Annotated in this window: 13 protein-coding genes; 8 read left to right on the top strand and 5 right to left on the bottom strand. The window is 73.9% G+C overall.

Annotated features, from left to right (window positions below):
- Positions 1 to 134 precede the first annotated feature (134 nt).
- Positions 135 to 782, bottom strand: a complete 648-nt coding sequence (locus tag K7862_RS24595; RefSeq protein WP_222966161.1) for a hypothetical protein — start codon at positions 780 to 782, stop codon at positions 135 to 137.
- A gap of 240 nt (positions 783 to 1,022) precedes the next feature.
- Here K7862_RS24595 and K7862_RS24590 point away from each other — a divergent pair, with 240 nt between their 5' ends.
- The 7 genes from K7862_RS24590 to K7862_RS24560 all read left to right on the top strand — a co-directional run bounded on the left by K7862_RS24590 (position 1,023) and on the right by K7862_RS24560 (position 10,411).
- Complete coding sequence (locus tag K7862_RS24590) at positions 1,023 to 1,316, top strand: hypothetical protein (protein ID WP_222966160.1); 294 nt, start codon at positions 1,023 to 1,025, stop codon at positions 1,314 to 1,316.
- 13 nt (positions 1,317 to 1,329) lie between these two features.
- Positions 1,330 to 3,195, top strand: a complete 1,866-nt coding sequence (locus K7862_RS24585) for an alpha/beta hydrolase (RefSeq protein WP_222966158.1) — start codon at positions 1,330 to 1,332, stop codon at positions 3,193 to 3,195.
- Positions 3,192 to 3,695: a hypothetical protein gene (locus K7862_RS24580; RefSeq protein WP_222966156.1), complete on the top strand. Its 504-nt coding sequence runs from the start codon at positions 3,192 to 3,194 to the stop codon at positions 3,693 to 3,695. Before K7862_RS24585 ends, K7862_RS24580 begins: the two co-directional genes overlap by 4 nt.
- Positions 3,696 to 3,833: 138 nt before the next feature.
- Entirely contained in the window at positions 3,834 to 6,401 is a 2,568-nt protein-coding gene (pepN, locus tag K7862_RS24575; protein ID WP_222966154.1) for an aminopeptidase N, read from the top strand.
- A gap of 143 nt (positions 6,402 to 6,544) precedes the next feature.
- On the top strand, positions 6,545 to 7,105 hold the full coding sequence (locus tag K7862_RS24570) for a GNAT family N-acetyltransferase (protein WP_222966152.1): 561 nt from the start codon (positions 6,545 to 6,547) through the stop codon (positions 7,103 to 7,105).
- Positions 7,106 to 7,542: 437 nt separating this feature from the next.
- Positions 7,543 to 8,970 (top strand): alkaline phosphatase family protein, encoded by a 1,428-nt coding sequence (locus tag K7862_RS24565; protein WP_222966150.1) that lies wholly within the window; start codon positions 7,543 to 7,545, stop codon positions 8,968 to 8,970.
- 118 nt (positions 8,971 to 9,088) lie between these two features.
- Complete coding sequence (locus tag K7862_RS24560) at positions 9,089 to 10,411, top strand: MFS transporter (protein WP_222966148.1); 1,323 nt, start codon at positions 9,089 to 9,091, stop codon at positions 10,409 to 10,411.
- Here the strand turns inward: K7862_RS24560 and K7862_RS24555 are convergent.
- The gene (locus K7862_RS24555) at positions 10,329 to 11,507 is read right to left on the bottom strand and encodes an EamA family transporter (protein ID WP_222966146.1); all 1,179 of its coding nucleotides are present in this window, start codon (positions 11,505 to 11,507) and stop codon (positions 10,329 to 10,331) included. The genes K7862_RS24560 and K7862_RS24555 overlap by 83 nt on opposite strands.
- A gap of 83 nt (positions 11,508 to 11,590) precedes the next feature.
- Positions 11,591 to 12,931, bottom strand: coding sequence for an MFS transporter (locus K7862_RS24550; RefSeq protein WP_308012159.1), 1,341 nt, complete (start codon positions 12,929 to 12,931; stop codon positions 11,591 to 11,593).
- A gap of 109 nt (positions 12,932 to 13,040) precedes the next feature.
- Here K7862_RS24550 and K7862_RS24545 point away from each other — a divergent pair, with 109 nt between their 5' ends.
- Positions 13,041 to 13,670: a MarR family winged helix-turn-helix transcriptional regulator gene (locus tag K7862_RS24545; protein WP_222966144.1), complete on the top strand. Its 630-nt coding sequence runs from the start codon at positions 13,041 to 13,043 to the stop codon at positions 13,668 to 13,670.
- 155 nt (positions 13,671 to 13,825) lie between these two features.
- Here the strand turns inward: K7862_RS24545 and K7862_RS24540 are convergent, their stop codons facing one another.
- Both K7862_RS24540 and malQ read right to left on the bottom strand, forming a co-directional pair.
- Complete coding sequence (locus K7862_RS24540) at positions 13,826 to 14,068, bottom strand: hypothetical protein (protein WP_222966142.1); 243 nt, start codon at positions 14,066 to 14,068, stop codon at positions 13,826 to 13,828.
- 48 nt (positions 14,069 to 14,116) lie between these two features.
- Positions 14,117 to 16,198 carry a 4-alpha-glucanotransferase gene (malQ, locus tag K7862_RS24535; protein ID WP_222966140.1) on the bottom strand — a complete coding sequence of 694 codons (2,082 nt, stop codon included), beginning with the start codon at positions 16,196 to 16,198 and terminating at the stop codon, positions 14,117 to 14,119.
- Positions 16,199 to 16,358 lie beyond the last annotated feature (160 nt).

Below are 16,358 nucleotides of genomic sequence, written 5' to 3'. Positions count from 1 at the left end.
CGCATTCGCCGGTCGGGGGCGATCGGCGCCCCGTGCTGCGCCGGAGCGGGTGGTGGCTGGGCGTGGTGGCTGGGCGTGGTGGCCGGGCGGGTGGCGGCTGGGCGTGGTGGCTGGGGAGGCGACGGCCGGGCCGGCTACGACGAGGTGCCCGTGGCCGGCGGGTCGTGGGTGGTGAAGACGCAGTCGGATCCGGCCGCGATGACGGTCGTCGTGCCGTCCTTCACGCCGAGGCGTACGGTCCACGTCGACCTCGGCAGTGTCGCCCCCGCGCGGCGGCCCGTGTCGTCGGGCGGGTCCAGTACGTAGCCCGCCTTGGTGAAGTGGTCCTTGGCCGCCTTCATCACGGCCGCGGACCGTGTCGCGGATATGTCCAGGTTCAGCCGGTAGGTATAGAGAAAGCGGTGCTGGCCGGGGGTTTCGGTCGGGCACTTCTGCCAGGTGCTTCGGCCGACGGAGGTGGCGGCGGAGCCGATCACGGGGTGGATCGCGTCGAGGGTCTGCCGGGTGAGGGCGCGGGCCTTCTGCTCGACCGAGGCGGGGGAGACGTCACCGTGCTCGACTGTGCTCCCGCACCCGGAGGCGGCCAGTGTGGCCGCGACCGCAATGGTCGTGATCATGTGCTGACGCGTGCGCATGGATCCCATCAATCGAAGAGGTCGGTCACCGTCGAGATCGCCGGTCAGGAGGTCGCTGCCCGCGCGGACGACGTTGCTCTGGGCCTGCCAGAAATCGTGCGGGGAGTCACCGGCATCCTTGATCGGCCTGCCCCAGTAGCCTCCCATCGAATGGCCGATGTTCTGAAGGACGGAACCACCGGTGCTTCGTGTCGGCCGGCGCGCACGCGGTACCCACGAGCGTGGTGCCGAGTCCTCCTCGGTCCTCGTGCACCGTCCGTGCGTGCGGGCGGGCGGCACATGACCGGCCGAATCGGGGAGAGGCCTCGCGCCGTGGGGGAGGCGCGGCTACTGTCGTCAGTCGCCGGACACCGGTATGGGCCGGGTGGGCAGCAGAGGGACGGGGCCGTGGGGGATCTGGTCGTCACCGAGGCGGACATGCAGGCGCTGTGCGGCGCCCTCGCCACCGCGCTGAGCGACCTGGAGGCCCTCCGCGCCTCGCTGCAGCGCATGGATGTGAGCTGTGTGGGCGCCGCCCCGCTGACCGAGGCGGAACGTACCTTCACCAGCACCCGCAGCGGGGACCTCATGAGGCTCGGCGCCGGCATCTCCGACCGGCACACGGAGGCCGAGCAGGTCGTGCCCACCCTGCGCGGTACCGACCACCGCATCGCGGACAGCGCCCAGCGGCGCGCGGACTGAGGGGGCGGCGGTCATGAGCGGCGCGTCCTCCTATCCGACGCTGGGCTTCGACCCGTGCCCCGGCGACCCCGCCGGTGTCACCGCTCTCGCCGCGCGGTGGCAGGACGCGGCCTTCCTCTCCACCGAGGCGGCACTGCGGCTGGACGCCACCGACGAGGTGCAGAGCCGCTGGCAGGGCCGGGCCGCCCAGGCCTTCCGCACGAAACTCGCGGCCCACCGCGTTCTGCTCGGCAAACTCCGTGCCTCCTACGAGCAGAACGCGGACCTGCTCACCCGATGGGCGGGCGAACTGCGGGAGTTCCAGAAGGAGGCAGCCGGCCTGGAGGCCCGCGCGGCCCGACTGGACGAGCAGCGCCGCCGCGTACCCGCCCCCGAAGCGCAGACGCAGCTGACCCAAATCCGCACCCTGGCGGAGCAGTTACAGGAGCGCTGCCTGACCTCGGCCCGCGCGCTCGCCCGCGAGGTGGACGCCCTGCTGCACCTGCCGGCCGGCACCACCGGCTGGTACGGCCAGAGCACCGACGACGCGCAGGCGGCCGCGCTGCTCACCGCCGAGTCCGGCCGGATCGGCGGCCCGATGCCGGCCGACCCGGCGCTGCGGGCCCTGTGGTGGAAGGGCCTCAGCCCCGGCGAACAGGCCGCGGTGGCCCGCGAGTACACCGGCGCCGGCATCGACGTGACCCTTGGTCTGCCCGCCGACGTGGCCGACCGGTTCAACCGGCTACGGCTCGAGGCCGCGGTGCAGCGGCCGGACTGCCCGCAGCGGCTCAAGGACCTCTGGCAGCACCTGACCGACCCGAGCGACCGGGCCTACCGGTCGGACGTGTTCCTGCTCGGCTTCGACGACCTCGGCCGCGGTCATGCCGCCGTCTCCTACGGCAATCCCGACCTCGCCGCCGACACGGCCGTCTACGTGCCCGGCACGGGAGCGAGCCTGGACGGCGCCGCCGGAGACCTCGACCGCGCGCTCACCCTCTACACCTCGGCGAACAGCCTGCAGCCGGGCTCCACCGCGTCCATCTACTGGCTCGGCTACGACGCGCCGACCTGGTCGGTGCCCGGCCCCGCGGCACGGTCGTTCGCCGACGCCGGCGCCCCGAGACTCGCCGCGTTCGTCAACTCCCTCGCCGCCGGGCACCAGGGTCCGGGCCACCTCACGGTCATCGGGCACAGCTACGGCTCGACGGTCGTCGGCGACGCCTTCGCACACGCCGGCATGAAGGCCGACGAGGCGATCTTCGTCGGATCGCCGGGCGTGACCGCTGCCACCGCGGCCCAGTTGGGCCTCGATCCTGACCATGTGTGGGCCAGCAAGGCGAAGTTCGACCCGGTGCCCGAGATCTCCGCGCCGCTGGACCCGCTGGACTGGCTCGACGACCACAGCGTCCGGTTCGGCAACGACCCCACGTCCACGGTGTTCGGCGGCCGTACCTTCGACTCCGGCGACGGCAGTTCCGTCGCACACGCCCACAGCGAGTACTGGGACCCGGGGCCGTCCCTGGACAACATGACGGCCATCGTCACCGGGCACCCGGACAAGGTCACCGCGATGCCGCACGAGGACAAGATCGGCGCCCTGCCGAACCTCGCCGACCTGGCGATACCCACCGCGGCCGTGCCGGACATCGGCGGGGCCGCCCTGCAGAACCTCGGCCATAAGGTGGGAGGGCGCTGGGGCGCACCGCTGGAGGACGCCGGGGACTCGCTGCACGCCTTCGGGCAGGCGCAGAACGACGTACTGGGCGCCGGAGGGAACCTGCTGCACGGGGATGCGGCCGGCGCGGCGCACGACATGAAGGACCTCGGCGCGGACCTGGAGGACAGCAGCCGGAACGCCGTCCGGGCCGCGACCGAACTCTTCGACCGAAGGGAAGTATGAGCAAAGGTGAGCAAACGGGGAAAGGCGCCGCGGCCGCGGTCCTGCTGGCGGTGGCGGCGGCCGGATGCGGAGGCGCGGTGAACGGCGACGGTGTGCCGCCCTCCTCCGTGGAGCAGAAGGCGGACACGCTCACCCGGCAGGCCCTTGACGCGATCCGCCCGGTCACCGGCGCGAAGGACGTCCCGGCCGGCGACGGCGCATGGCGGAAGTGCGGCACGGAGACCCCCGGGCAGCACCGCTACCAGTACACCTACACGGTGCGGCTGACGGTCCCCCAGGACCGGACCCAGGACGTCCTGGACGCCGCGCGGGCGCACTTCACGCGGGAGGGGTACCGGCCCGACCTGCCCGACCCGCAGAACCCGCGGGCCGGTGCCAGGGATCCGCACTCCTCCTGGTGGGTCGCGGTCGGCAGCACCAAGGGCACGGCCTCGATGTTCGTCACCGCCGACTCCGGCTGCGTCTTCACCACCCACGACCCGCGGACCGCGGGGAGCTGAGGGGCCCGCAGGGCAGCGCGCCGAGCTCGGGAAACGCCGGGGGACAAGGGCACGCGCCGTTGTCCACAGGGGATCCGCGGCGTGGGTGCGGGGCGTGCGAGGATGGCCGTCTCACCTAGCGAGAAGGAGTGGGCCACCGTGGCTGGAACGAACCTCACGCGTGAGGAGGCGCAGGAGCGTGCGCGCCTGCTCACCGTGGACGCTTACGCGATCGAGCTGGACCTCAGTGGCGCCCAGGACGGCGGCACGTTCCGTTCCGTGACCACCGTGACCTTCGAGGCGCGCGAGGCGGGGTCCACCTTCATCGACCTCGTCGCCCCCACCGTGCACGAGGTGGTGCTCAACGGCACCGCGCTGGACCCGGCGGAGGTCTTCGCGGACTCCCGGATCGCGCTGCGCGACCTGCCGGCCGGCCGCAGCGAGCTGAAGGTCGTCGCCGACTGCGCCTACACCAACACCGGCGAGGGCCTGCACCGCTTCGTCGACCCCGTGGACAAGCAGGCGTACCTGTACACGCAGTTCGAGGTGCCCGACGCCCGCCGGGTCTTCGCGAGCTTCGAGCAGCCCGACCTGAAGGCCACCTTCGCCTTCACCGTCACGGCGCCCGCGGGCTGGACGGTCATCTCCAACTCGCCGACGCCCGAGACGCCGGCCGACGGCGTGTGGGTCTTCGCGCCCACCCCGCGCATCTCCTCCTACATCACCGCGCTGATCGCCGGCCCCTACACCTCGGTGCACAGCAGTTGGGAGGGCGAGGGCCGCAGCGTGCCGCTGGGCATCTACTGCCGCCCGTCGCTGGCCGAGCACCTGGACGCCGAGGCGATCTTCGCCGTCACCCGGCAGGGCTTCGACTGGTTCCACGAGAAGTTCGACTTCGCGTACCCGTTCGGCAAGTACGACCAGCTCTTCGTGCCGGAGTTCAACGCCGGCGCGATGGAGAACGCGGGCGCGGTGACCATCCGCGACCAGTACGTGTTCCGCTCCAAGGTGACCGACGCCGCCTACGAGGTGCGCGCCGAGACGATCCTGCACGAGCTGGCCCACATGTGGTTCGGCGACCTGGTCACCATGGAGTGGTGGAACGACCTCTGGCTCAACGAGTCGTTCGCCACCTACACCTCGATCGCCTGCCAGGCGCACGCGCCCGGCTCGAAGTGGCCGCACGCCTGGACGACCTTCGCCAACTCCATGAAGACGTGGGCCTACCGGCAGGACCAGCTCCCGTCGACGCACCCGATCATGGCGGAGATCCGCGACCTCGACGACGTCCTGGTCAACTTCGACGGCATCACCTACGCCAAGGGCGCCTCGGTGCTCAAGCAGCTCGTGGCGTACGTGGGCATGGACGAGTTCTTCGCCGGTGTGCAGGCCTACTTCAAGCGCCACGCCTGGGGCAACACCCGGCTCAGCGACCTGCTCGGCGCCCTGGAGGAGACCTCCGGCCGCGACCTGAAGACCTGGTCGAAGGCCTGGCTGGAGACCGCGGGCATCAACGTGCTGCGCCCGGAGATCACCGTGGACGCCGACGGCGTGCTCACGTCCTTCGCGGTCCGCCAGGAGGCCCCGGCGCTGCCGGCCGGCGCCAAGGGCGAGGCCGTGCTGCGGCCGCACCGGATCGCGATCGGCGCCTACGACCTCCAGGACGGCCGTCTGGTGCGCTCGCAGCGCGTCGAGCTGGACGTGGACGGCGAACTGACCGACGTGCCGGAGCTCACCGGGAAGCGCCGCCCGGACGTGATCCTGCTCAACGACGACGACCTGTCGTACGCCAAGGTCCGGCTGGACGAGCAGTCGCTGGCCACCGTCCGCGACCACCTCGGCGACTTCACCGAGTCGCTGCCGCGCGCCCTGGTGTGGGCCTCGGCCTGGGACATGACGCGGGACGGCGAGCTGGCCACCCGCGACTACCTGGAGCTGGTGCTGCACGGCATCGCCAAGGAGACCGACATCGGCGTGGTGCAGTCGCTGCACCGCCAGGTCAAGCTCGCCCTCGAGGTCTACGCGGACCCGGCGTGGCGCGACACCGGCCTGGCCCGGTGGACCGACGCCACGCTGGAGCACCTGACCGCCGCCGCGCCCGGCAGCGACCACCAGCTCGCCTGGGTCCGCGCGTTCGCGGCCACCGCCCGCACCCCCGAGCAGCTCGACGTGCTGCAGGGGCTGCTCGACGGCACCCGGGAGTTCGCCGGGCTGGACGTGGACACCGACCTGCGGTGGGCGCTGCTGTCCCGCCTCGCGGCGACCGGACGCGCCGGCGAGGACGCCATCGAGGCCGAACTCGTCCGCGACCCCACGTCGGCCGGCGAGCAGCACGCGGCCGCGGCCCGGGCGGCCCGCCCGACCGAGGACGCCAAGGCCGAGGTGTGGGCCTCGGTGGTGGAGAGCGACAAGCTGCCGAACGCCGTGCAGGAGGCGGCGATCGGCGGCTTCACCCAGGCCGACCAGCGCGCACTGCTCGCCCCCTACACCGAGCGGTACTTCGCCGCGATCAAGGACGTCTGGGATTCGCGCAGCTACGAGATGGCCCAGCAGGTCGTGGTCGGCCTGTACCCGGCGCTGCAGGTGTCGCAGGCCACGCTGGACGCGACGGACGCGTGGGTGGCCGAGCACGAGCCGGTCCCGGCCCTGCGCCGCCTGGTCACCGAGGCCCGCGCCGGTGTGGAGCGCGCCCTGAAGGCCCAGGCGGTCGACGCCGCCCGCGGCTGATCGCGGCCACCGCCCCGGCCGGCCCTCCGCCGGCCGGGGCGCCCCGCAAGCAGCGTGCCACCGGGGCTGCGGGCCTCCCGCAGCGCCGGCGCCCCGCGCGGAACCCGCCCCGCCAAGCGTCCCCGGGGTGCCAGGATGCCCGGGTGACCGACACCGAGGTACGCCTGCGCACCGCTCACACCGCCGAGCTCACCCCGGCCGAGCTCACCGCGATCCGCTCCCTGCTGGACGACGCGTTCGCCGGGCACCCCGACGGCGCGTTCACCGACGCCGACTGGGACCACAGCCTCGGCGGCGTCCACGTCACCGCGTGGGAGGGCGACGCGCTGGTCGGGCACGCCTGCGTCGTCCAGCGGCGCCTGCTCCACGGCGGGCGCGCCCTGCGCACCGGCTACGTCGAGGCCGTCGCCGTCCGGTCGGACCGCCGCCGGCGCGGCCACGGCGGCGCGCTGATGTCCGTGGCCGAGCGCTACATCCGCGGGGCCTACGAACTGGGCGCGCTCGGGGCCGCCGAGGAAGCCGCGGAGTTCTACGCGGGCCGCGGCTGGCTGTGCTGGCAGGGACCCTCCTCGGCGTTCACCCCTGACGGGATCGTCCCCACGCCCGACGTCGACGGGTGGATCTACGTCTTCCCGCTGGACCACACCCCGCTGGACCCCACCGCGCCGCTCACCTGCGACTGGCGCGACGGCGACGTCTGGTGAGCGCGGGCCGTCGAGCCGAACCCGCCGAGCCGAGCCGAGCCCCGCCGGGCCGACCTCGCCCCCCGACCTCGACCCAGCCCCTTCGCGCCGAGCCGCACTCAGCCGTGCCGAACCGGCCCCAACCCGGCCGCGCCGCGCCACTCCCCGCGCCACTCCCCGCGCCACCCATGCCAATCGGGTGATCCGACTTGTCAGGTGATCCGGTCCGGTGACGAGCCCGGCGTGCCTCCGGGGCCGTTCGGACGAACCGGGTCATGGTGAGGCCAACCGCTTCTCGCGTCGGCCACGCGTTCACCCGGAGTCCCGCGCCCCACCACCGACCTCCCGACCACATCGCGCGGGGCCCCGTCCGTCACGGCGGGCGCACCCCGCCGCGGTTCGAGGCCGACGCTCGACGACCGGTCCCCGATGGCGCGCAGTTCTAGGGAGGAACGTCCATGGCCGAGTTGACACGGCGCCGGCTGCTCGGGTCGGCGGCGGGCGCCATCGGCGGCGCCGCGGCGCTGGCCTTGCTGCCGCCCAGTCTGCAGAAGGCGGTCGCGGCGGGCCCGCCCGCCGGCGGATCGATCCACGACATCGAGCACGTGGTCCTGCTCATGCAGGAGAACCGCTCCTTCGACCACTACTTCGGCACGCTCTCCGGCGTCCGTGGCTTCGGCGACCCGAACGCCCTCACACTGTCCACCGGCCGGTCGGTCTTTCACCAGCCCGACAGCGTCAACCCCGACGGCTATCTGCTGCCGTTCCATCTGGACACCAGGACCACCAGCGCCCAGGCGATCCCCTCCACCGCGCACGCCTGGTCGGTGCAGCACCAGGCCTGGAACAACGGCCGCATGGACAACTGGCTGCCCGCGCACCGGGCGGCGGACGGTGCCAACGGCCCCTATGTGATGGGGTACTACACGCGCGACGACATCCCGTTCCAGTTCGCGCTCGCCGAGAACTTCACCATCTGCGACAACTACTTCTGTTCGGTGCTGGGCCCCACCTGGCCGAACCGCCTGTACTGGATGACCGGCACCATCGACCCGGGCGGCACCAGGGGCGGCCCGGTCATCTCCAACAGCGCGCCCCAGCCCTACCGCTGGACCACCTACGCCGAACGCCTGGAAGCCGCGGGCGTCAGCTGGAAGGTGTACCAGCAGAGCGACGACTACGGCTGCAACGTCCTGGAGTACTTCCAGACCTTCGCCTCCGCCGCGCCGGGCTCGCCGCTGTACGAGAAGGGCGTGCGCCCGCAGGCCGAGGGCACGTTCGAGGACGACGCGCGCAACGGCCGCCTCCCGGCGGTCTCGTGGATCATCCCCACCAGCACCCAGTCCGAGCACCCCGACTATCTGCCCGCCGCGGGCGCCGACTTCGTGGCCCGCAAGCTGGAGGCCATCGCGTCCAACCCGGAGGTGTGGGCCAAGACCGCGTTCATCCTCAACTACGACGAGAACGACGGCCTGTTCGACCACGTCGTACCGCCGACCGCACCGGCCGGCACCGCCGACGAGTACGTGAGGAACCTGCCGGTCGGGGCCGGGTTCCGGGTGCCGGCGATCGTCATCTCGCCGTGGACGGCCGGCGGCTGGGTGGCGAGCGAGGCGTTCGACCACACCTCCCCGCTGCGGTTCCTGGAAGCCGTCACCGGCGTGCGCGAACCCAATGTCTCGGCGTGGCGCCGCAGCACCTTCGGGGACATGACGTCGGTGTTCCGCTTCCGGCAGCCCGCACGGACGTCCCCGTCGCTGCCCGCCGACACCGCTGGGCAACTGGCGCAGGCCGAGGAGAACGTGGCGAGGCTGCCCAGGCCCGTGCTGCCGGGCGCCGAGCAGGTACCGCCTCAACAGGAGCAGGGGCACCGCCCGCAGGTCTGACCGGAAAATCCGGTGGGCCGGCGCGGCACCGCGGACTAGCCTCGGTTTTTTGGCCCGCAGGCGGCACCCGCCGCAAGGGCGCGGGAACGGCCGGGCGGAGGGCACGGGGATGACGCCGGTGGGCGGGACCGGACGCATCGGACGGCCGAAGGGCCGCGCGCGGCGGGGCGCGAGGGAGCGCCGCCCGGGCCTCGGCCGGGCCTTCCACACGCTCTGGGCGGCGAACTCGGTGTCGACGCTCGGCGACGGCGTGATGGAGACCGCGGCGCCGCTGCTGGTGGCGTCGGTGTCGGACGACCCGGTGCTGGTCGGCCTCGCCGCCTTCGTCGGCCAACTCCCCTGGCTGCTCTTCTCCTTGGTCAGCGGTGCGCTGGTGGACCGGCTGGACAAGCGGCGGCTGGTCGTCGTGGTCGACGTGCTGCGCGGTGGGGTGACGGCCGCGCTGGCCGTGGCGGTGTGGACGGGGCACGCCACGATCCCGGTCATCTACGCCTGCGCGTTCCTGCTCGGCACGGGGGAGACCCTGGCCCAGAACGCCGCGTCGAGCCTGGTGCCCGCCGTCGTGCCGTCCGCGCTGCTGCCGCAGGCCAACGCCCGCCTGCACGGCTCGTTCTTCGTGCTCAACAAGTTCGCCGGGCGGCCGCTCGGCGCCTCCCTGTTCGTCCTGGCCGCGGGGCTGCCGTTCGGACTGGACGCGGCGTCGTTCCTGGCCTCGGCGACGGTGATCGCCGCGATGCGCGGACTGCGGCAGCAGACGGACGGCCCGGCCCGCGCGACGGCGGCGGAGGCCGGGGGGAGCGGGCGTTCGGTGCGGCGGGAGATCGCCGAGGGCCTGCGCTGGGTGTGGCACGAACCGGTGATCCGGATGCTGTCCCTCACGTTGTGCCTGATGAACATCACCCTCATCGCCGGGTTCTCGATCCTGGTGCTCTACGCCCGGGACCGGCTCGGGCTTGGCCCGGTCGGCTACGGCCTGCTGACCGCGTCGAGCGCGGTCGGCGGGATCCTCGGCGTGGTCGTGGCACCCGGCCTGCAGTCCCGGTTCGCCTCCTCGCTGCTGCTGCGCATCGGCCTGGTCATCGAGACCCTCACCCATGTGGGCCTCGCGCTGGCCGGTGTGCCCTGGGCCGCGGGCGCGGTCCTGGCGGTCTTCGGAGTGCACAGTTCGGTATTGGGGAGCGTCGAGACGACGTTCCGGCAGCGGCGGGTGCCGGAGGAACTGCGCGGGCGCGTGCAGAGCGTGTTCCTGATGTTCGCCGTCGGCGGCAACGTGGTGGGCGCGCTGATCGGGGGCCCACTGGTGAGCTGGCGCGGGGTGACCGCGCCGTTCTGGTGCTCGGCGGCGGCGATGGCGGTGGTCACGGTCGTGGCGTGGCGCCCGTTCGGCCGGAACCTGGACCGGACACCGTCGCGCTCGGTGCCGGTGTCGGTCCAGCCGTGACGCCCGGACGCGGCCCGCGTGGAGGGACCGGGCGGACCGGACTGCCCGGAGCACCCGGACTGCCAGGAAACGAGGGGACCTTCGGCGGGCGCTGACCGGCAGGAGTACAGGAGGCCGGCGGGATGCGCCGACGACACGAGCGATTCGGAAGACACGAGCGATTCCGAAGACACGGGCGACTCCGACGACACGGGCGAGGCGGGTGACTCCGACGACACGGGCGGTCCGGTGCCCGCCGCGCGGGCCGCTGACCGGCCAGCGTCCCGCTCAACGCCAAGGCCATACCCAGCAGTTGCCATCCGCCGAGCCCCTGCCCGAGGACGCCCCAGCCGATCACCGCGGCCGACAGCGTGCTGAGGAACGTCAGCAGGCTCACCGACGCGGCCGGCAGCCGTCCGATCCCGCGGAACCACAGCACGTACGCGAGCGCGGTGTTGGCGAGCGCGAGATAGGCGTACCCGAGCACGTTCCGGCCGTCCAGCGCGGGCGGCAGCCCCTCGCCGAGCAGCGCCACGGGGACGATCAGCAGGCCGCCCGCGGTGAGCTGCCAGCCGGTGAACGCCAGCGGCCCGACCGCGTCCGGGCGTCCCCAGCGCTTGGTCAGCACGGTGCCGGCGGCCATGGCGGCGGCGCCCGCCAGCCCGGCCAGCACCCCGACCGTGTCCAGCCCGGCGCCCGGCCGCAGCACCACCAGGCTCACGCCCAGCGCTCCGACGACCGCGCCGCCCACCGTGCGGCCGCCCGGCCGCTCCCGGAGCAGGACCGTCGACAGGCCCGCCACGATCAGCGGCCCCACCGCGCCGACGACCGCGGCGACCCCGCCCGGCAGCCGGTAGGCGGCGAGGAACAGCAGCGGGAAGAAGGCGCCGATGTCGAGCGCGCCCAGCACCGCGGCCTTCGCCCACCACATGCCGCGGGGGAGCGTGCGGGTCACGGCCACCAGCAGCAGCCCGGCCGGCAGGGCCCGCAGCAGCCCGGCGAGCAGCGGCCGGCCCGGTGGCAGGAACTGCGTCGTGACGACGTAGGTGGAGCCCCAGGCGAGCGGGGCGAGCGCGGTCGTGGCGACGGTGGCGGCGGTGCCGGTGGTCCTGAACACGGGGTCCTCCGGGGAGGGTGGGCTCGGCGGACGGCGGGACGGGCGGGGGAGCGGCGTGCCGGGACACCGGCCGGGAGGAACGCTCAGGCGCGAGCAGGGTCCGGGGCGGGCCGGGCTGTGGGGGTGGAGGTGAACACCGGTGCGGACGGGGCGAGATGGACGGCGTCCACGGGCAACCGCCGTTCCAGCGCGACGAGCAGGGCCGCCGCGGACGTCGCCGTTCCGGTGAGCACCAGCCACGGCAGCCGCGTGTCCGACGCCTCGAGCAGGGTGAACAGGGAGGGCGCGAGCGTGCTCGCCAGCGACCAGGAGAGCTGGTAGGCCGCCATGTACCGGCCCCGCAGCTCCTCGGGGGCCGCCGCCACGGCCAGCGTGCTCGACGCGGGGCTGTGCACCAGCTCGGCCACCGTGTACAGCCCGACCAGCGCGAAGAGCACCACCGGCGCCACCCATCCGGCCTGCGGCCGCAGCGCGGCCAGCAGCGCCAGACCCGCGAACGCGCTCGCGAACAGGACCGCGCCCAGGGCCGCGGCCCGGGTGCGCCGGGCGCCGCGCCGCCGCACGAAGCCGGCGACCGTCACTCCGCCCACCGCGCACAGCACCGTGTTGACGGTGAACGCCGCCCCGGTGAGGGCCTGCGGCTCGCCCAGCGTGCCGCCGATGAACAGCGGGAAGAGCACGGCCAGCGCCGAATAGCCCAGCGCTGTCAGGAAGTTGGCGCCGGTGAGGCCGAGGAACGCGGTGTCCCTCAGCACGATCCGGTAGCCGCCGCCAGAACGCCCGGCCGTCAGAGCCGTCAGGGCTGCCTTACCCCGTGCGGGTGCCGCGGGCGCCGCGACGTGTCCCCGCACGCGGCGGACCAGCAGCGCGGCGGACGCGAAACTGAGCGCGTTGAGCCACGCGGTCAGGGCGAAGCCGCGGTCGCCGCACAGGGCGACCACCAGGGAGGCCAGCAGCGCGCCCGCTCCCAGGCCGCCGTTGCGCAGAGCGCGGGCCGCCGCCTGCAACCGGTCGCGGTCGGCGCCCTGGGCCACCTCCCCGATCCAGGCCTGCTGGACCGCGGGGAAAGCCCGGTCCCCCACCGCCGTGCCCAGCGCGACGGCCGCGAAGGAGGGCAGGGCGGTGGCGAACGGGTAGAGGGCGAAGCCGGTGGCGCGCACCCCGTAGAGCAGCAGCTGCACGCGGCGGGCGCCGTAACGGTCCACGGCCGTGCCGGCCAGCGGCAGCGCGGTCATGCCCAGCAGGCCGACGGCCGTGAGGCCTGCGCCGACCACGGCGAACGACAGGCCGGTGATGTGGTGGAAGAACACCAGGCTGAACGGGACGTACATGCCGGAGCCGACGGAGTCGACCCCCATCGCGGCGAGCATGGCCCGCTCGCCGGGGATTCTCTCGGCCCGGGCGGAGGTGCGGCTGCGTGTCACGGCGTCACGGCTCCCTGAAGGTCGGTCAGTGGTCAGTAGCTTAGCGCTAAGCTACTTAGCGTCAAGCTACTTTCTTGCGACCGAGTGACCGGGAGGCGATACTGGCGGCATGCCGCAGCAGAACGAGCCCGGGATTGGGCAGGACGACGAGGGCGAAGCCCGGACCGGTGACGAAGTCCTGATCAACGACGCAGCCCGGACCGGGGACGACGCCCGGACCGGGGACGAGCGGGACGCCGTCGACGCCATCACCGCCCAGTGGAACCGGGAGCGCCCGGACCTCGAGGCCCGGCCGATGGCGGTCTTCGGGCGGATCTACCGCCTGTCGCGCCTCATGGGCGACCGGATGGAGAAGGAGTACCAGCGCTACGGGATCGGGCGCGGGGAGTTCGACGTGCTCGCGACGCTGCGGCGGTCGGGCGAGCCGTACACGCTGTCGCCGCGCCAGCTCTCCGCGACGCTGATGCTGACCACCGGCGGGATGACGGGACGTCTGGACAAGCTGGAGAAGGCCGGGCTGCTGGAGCGCTCGCCCGATCCGGGGGACCGCCGCGGGCTGCGGGTGGCGCTGACCGGCCGGGGGCTGGACGTGATCGACCGGGCCGTCGGGTCCGGCCTGGCGCTCCAGACCGTCGCACTGGACGGCCTCGACGCCGAGGAGGCCGCGCAGCTCTCGGCGCTGCTGCGCAAGCTGCTGCTCGCCACCGAACGGACCGGCGCCTCAAGCTCAGGGCCGTGAGGGTGGCCGGGGCCACCAGGGCGTCGCTCCAGGACGGTTCCGGACGGCTCCGGGCATGCCTTCAGGGGCGCCCGGCACCGTTCTCCGTCGCGCCCCTGAGACCCTGCCCCCGTCGGCTGCCGGTCACCCCCACGAGGCGTGGCCGGCCGGAAGCGTCAGTTGTGCTGCTGCTTGCGGGACTTGTCGGTGACGATGACAAGACCGGCGATGATCGCGAACAGGAGGACCGGGATCCCGACGAACAGGCCCAGGGTCTGGGCGACGTTCAGGCCGGAGCCTGGGTCGTCCCCGTCGTCGTGCGCCAGCGCGAACGCGGGGGTCGAGATCAGCAGCGTGAGCGCCGTCCCGGCGGTGATCACACCGGCGCGCAGGGCCTTCTTGTTGAGCTTCTTGTCCACGTACTCAATGTAGTCACCACCTCCACGGGCCGCGCGGCCGGGGGTGCCTTAGCCGTGTCCGCCGTCCCGTGCCGCGTCGCCGAGGGCCCGGCGCACCTCCTCCGCGAGGCCGTGCAGCCGCGGGGACGCCGCCAACTGCTCCAGCGTCAGCGCGTTCCCGGCCGGGTCGGCCACCGGCAGCCGCCAGTTCGGGTACTCGTCCGAGGTGCCCGGCAGGTTCTGCGGGCGCCGGTCGCCCACGCCGTCCGGCAGCCACACGCCGACCATCCGGGCCGGGGTGCGGGCCAGGAACCGGTGGACCGCCTTGACCACCGCCTCCTCGTCCGCCGCGCCCTCCGGGAGCAGTCCCAGCCGCCCCAGCAGCGCGATCCACTCCGCGACCTCGGCGGCGTCGTCGGCCTCCTCCTCGGCCAGCGGCCGGGTCAGCAGGCCGAGCCGGTGCCGCAGCTCGACGTGCTCGCCGGTGAGCCGGGCCGCGGTGCTCGGCAGGTCGTGCGTGGTGGCCGTGGCCAGGCAGGACTCGCGCCAGGCCGACGGCGGCAGCGGTCTGCGGTCGGGGTCCTCGCCGGTGTAGTTGCGCTCGAACCACAGCACCGAGGTCCCGAGGATGCCGCGGTCGGCGAGTTCGTCGCGGACGCCGGGCTCCACCGTGCCCAGGTCCTCGCCGATCACCACCGCCCCCGCCTCGTACGCCTCCAGGGCCAGCAGTCCCAGCATCGCCTCGGCGTCGTAGCGGACGTAGGTGCCCTCGGTCGGCGGCCGGCCCTCCGGCACCCACCACAGCCGGAACAGGCCCATGACGTGGTCCATCCGCAGCCCGCCGGCGTGGCGCAGCATGCGGGCGATCAGGTCCCGGTAGGGGGCGTAGCCGGTGGCGGCCAGCGCGTCCGGGCGCCACGGCGGGAGTCCCCAGTCCTGGCCGCGGGAGTTGAAGGCGTCGGGCGGGGCGCCGATGGACATGCCGCCGGCCAGCACATCCTGCATCGACCAGGCGTCGGAGCCGCCCGGGTGCACCCCGACCGCCAGGTCGTGCACGATCCCGACGGGCATCCCGGCGTCGCGGGCCGCCCGCTGCGCGGCGGCGAGCTGGCCGTCCGTCAGCCAGGTGAGCCAGCAGTGGAAGTCCACGCGGTCCAGGTGGGTGCCGCGGGCGCGGGCCACCTGAGAGGACCGCGGGTCGCGCAGGCCCGCGGGCCAGGAGTGCCAGTCGGGGCCGTGCAGTTCGGCCAGCGCCGACCAGGTGGCGTGGTCGTCCAGCGCCTGGCCCTGCTCGGCCAGGTAGTCGGCGTAGGCGGCCCGGCGGCCGGGGCTCAGCGGCACCGACCGCAGCAGCTCCAGCGCCTGCGCCTTCAGCTCCCAGACCGCGTCGCGGTCGATCAGCGCGTCCTTCTCCAGCACGGTGTCGCGCAACGCCGCCGCCTTGCGCAGCAGCCCGTCGACCTGCGCGCGGGCCTCGCGCGGCAGGTAGGCGAACTCCGGCACGTCCTCGATGCGCAGGTACGCCGGGTCGGGGAAGCGGCGGGAGGACGGCCGGTACGGCGAGGGGTCGGTGGGGTGCCCGGGCACCGCGGCGTGCAGCGGGTTGATCTGCAGGAAGCCGGCGCCCAGGGCGCGCCCCGACCACGCGGCGAGGTCCGCGAGGTCGCCGAGGTCGCCGCGGCCCCAGGAACGGGAAGACAGGGTGGAGTAGAGCTGGGCCATGAACCCGAAGGTCCGGCCGGGCGGCCCCGGCAGCCGGGCCGGGGCGACGATCAGGTCGCCGTGGGTGCTGCGGCCGTCCGGTCCGGTGGCCCGCAGCACATAGCGGCCCGGGGTGCGCGGCGGCTCCGCCAGCGCCTCCCCGGACGGCGTCCCGGTCCGCAGCCGGGTGCCCTCCGGCAGGTCGGGGAGCGCCTGCTTCAGGGTGCGCCGGCCGGCCCTGATCACCGTGCACGGAGGCAGCAGCCGGTGCGCCCGGCGCTGCTCGGCGGCGGCCAGCGCGTCCTTGACCGCGCGCGGGGTGCTCGCGTCCACCCCCAGGGCGGCGAGAACGGCGACGACGGTCTCCTCAGGGACGGTGACCTGCGTGTCCGGCGCTGGGCTGTACGTCACGTCGACGCCGTACATGGCGGCGAGCCGGTCCCGGTCCATCGGGCCTCCGTCCTCGGTCTGTGCGGGAACCCTTCCCGGGGGTGCCGCCCTTCTACCCTTCCCGCCCGCTGCGAGCGGAAAGGGGGGTTCTCCCCACCCCGAGGACGCCAGGGGACGCCATGGTCCGGCCCGCGCCCGCTCCGTAGCGTCGAAGACGTCG

Source organism: Actinacidiphila acidipaludis (assembly GCF_019890725.1).
Taxonomy (GTDB): Bacteria; Actinomycetota; Actinomycetes; order Streptomycetales; family Streptomycetaceae; genus Actinacidiphila; species Actinacidiphila acidipaludis.
This window is presented reverse-complemented; position numbering and strand designations above follow the sequence as displayed.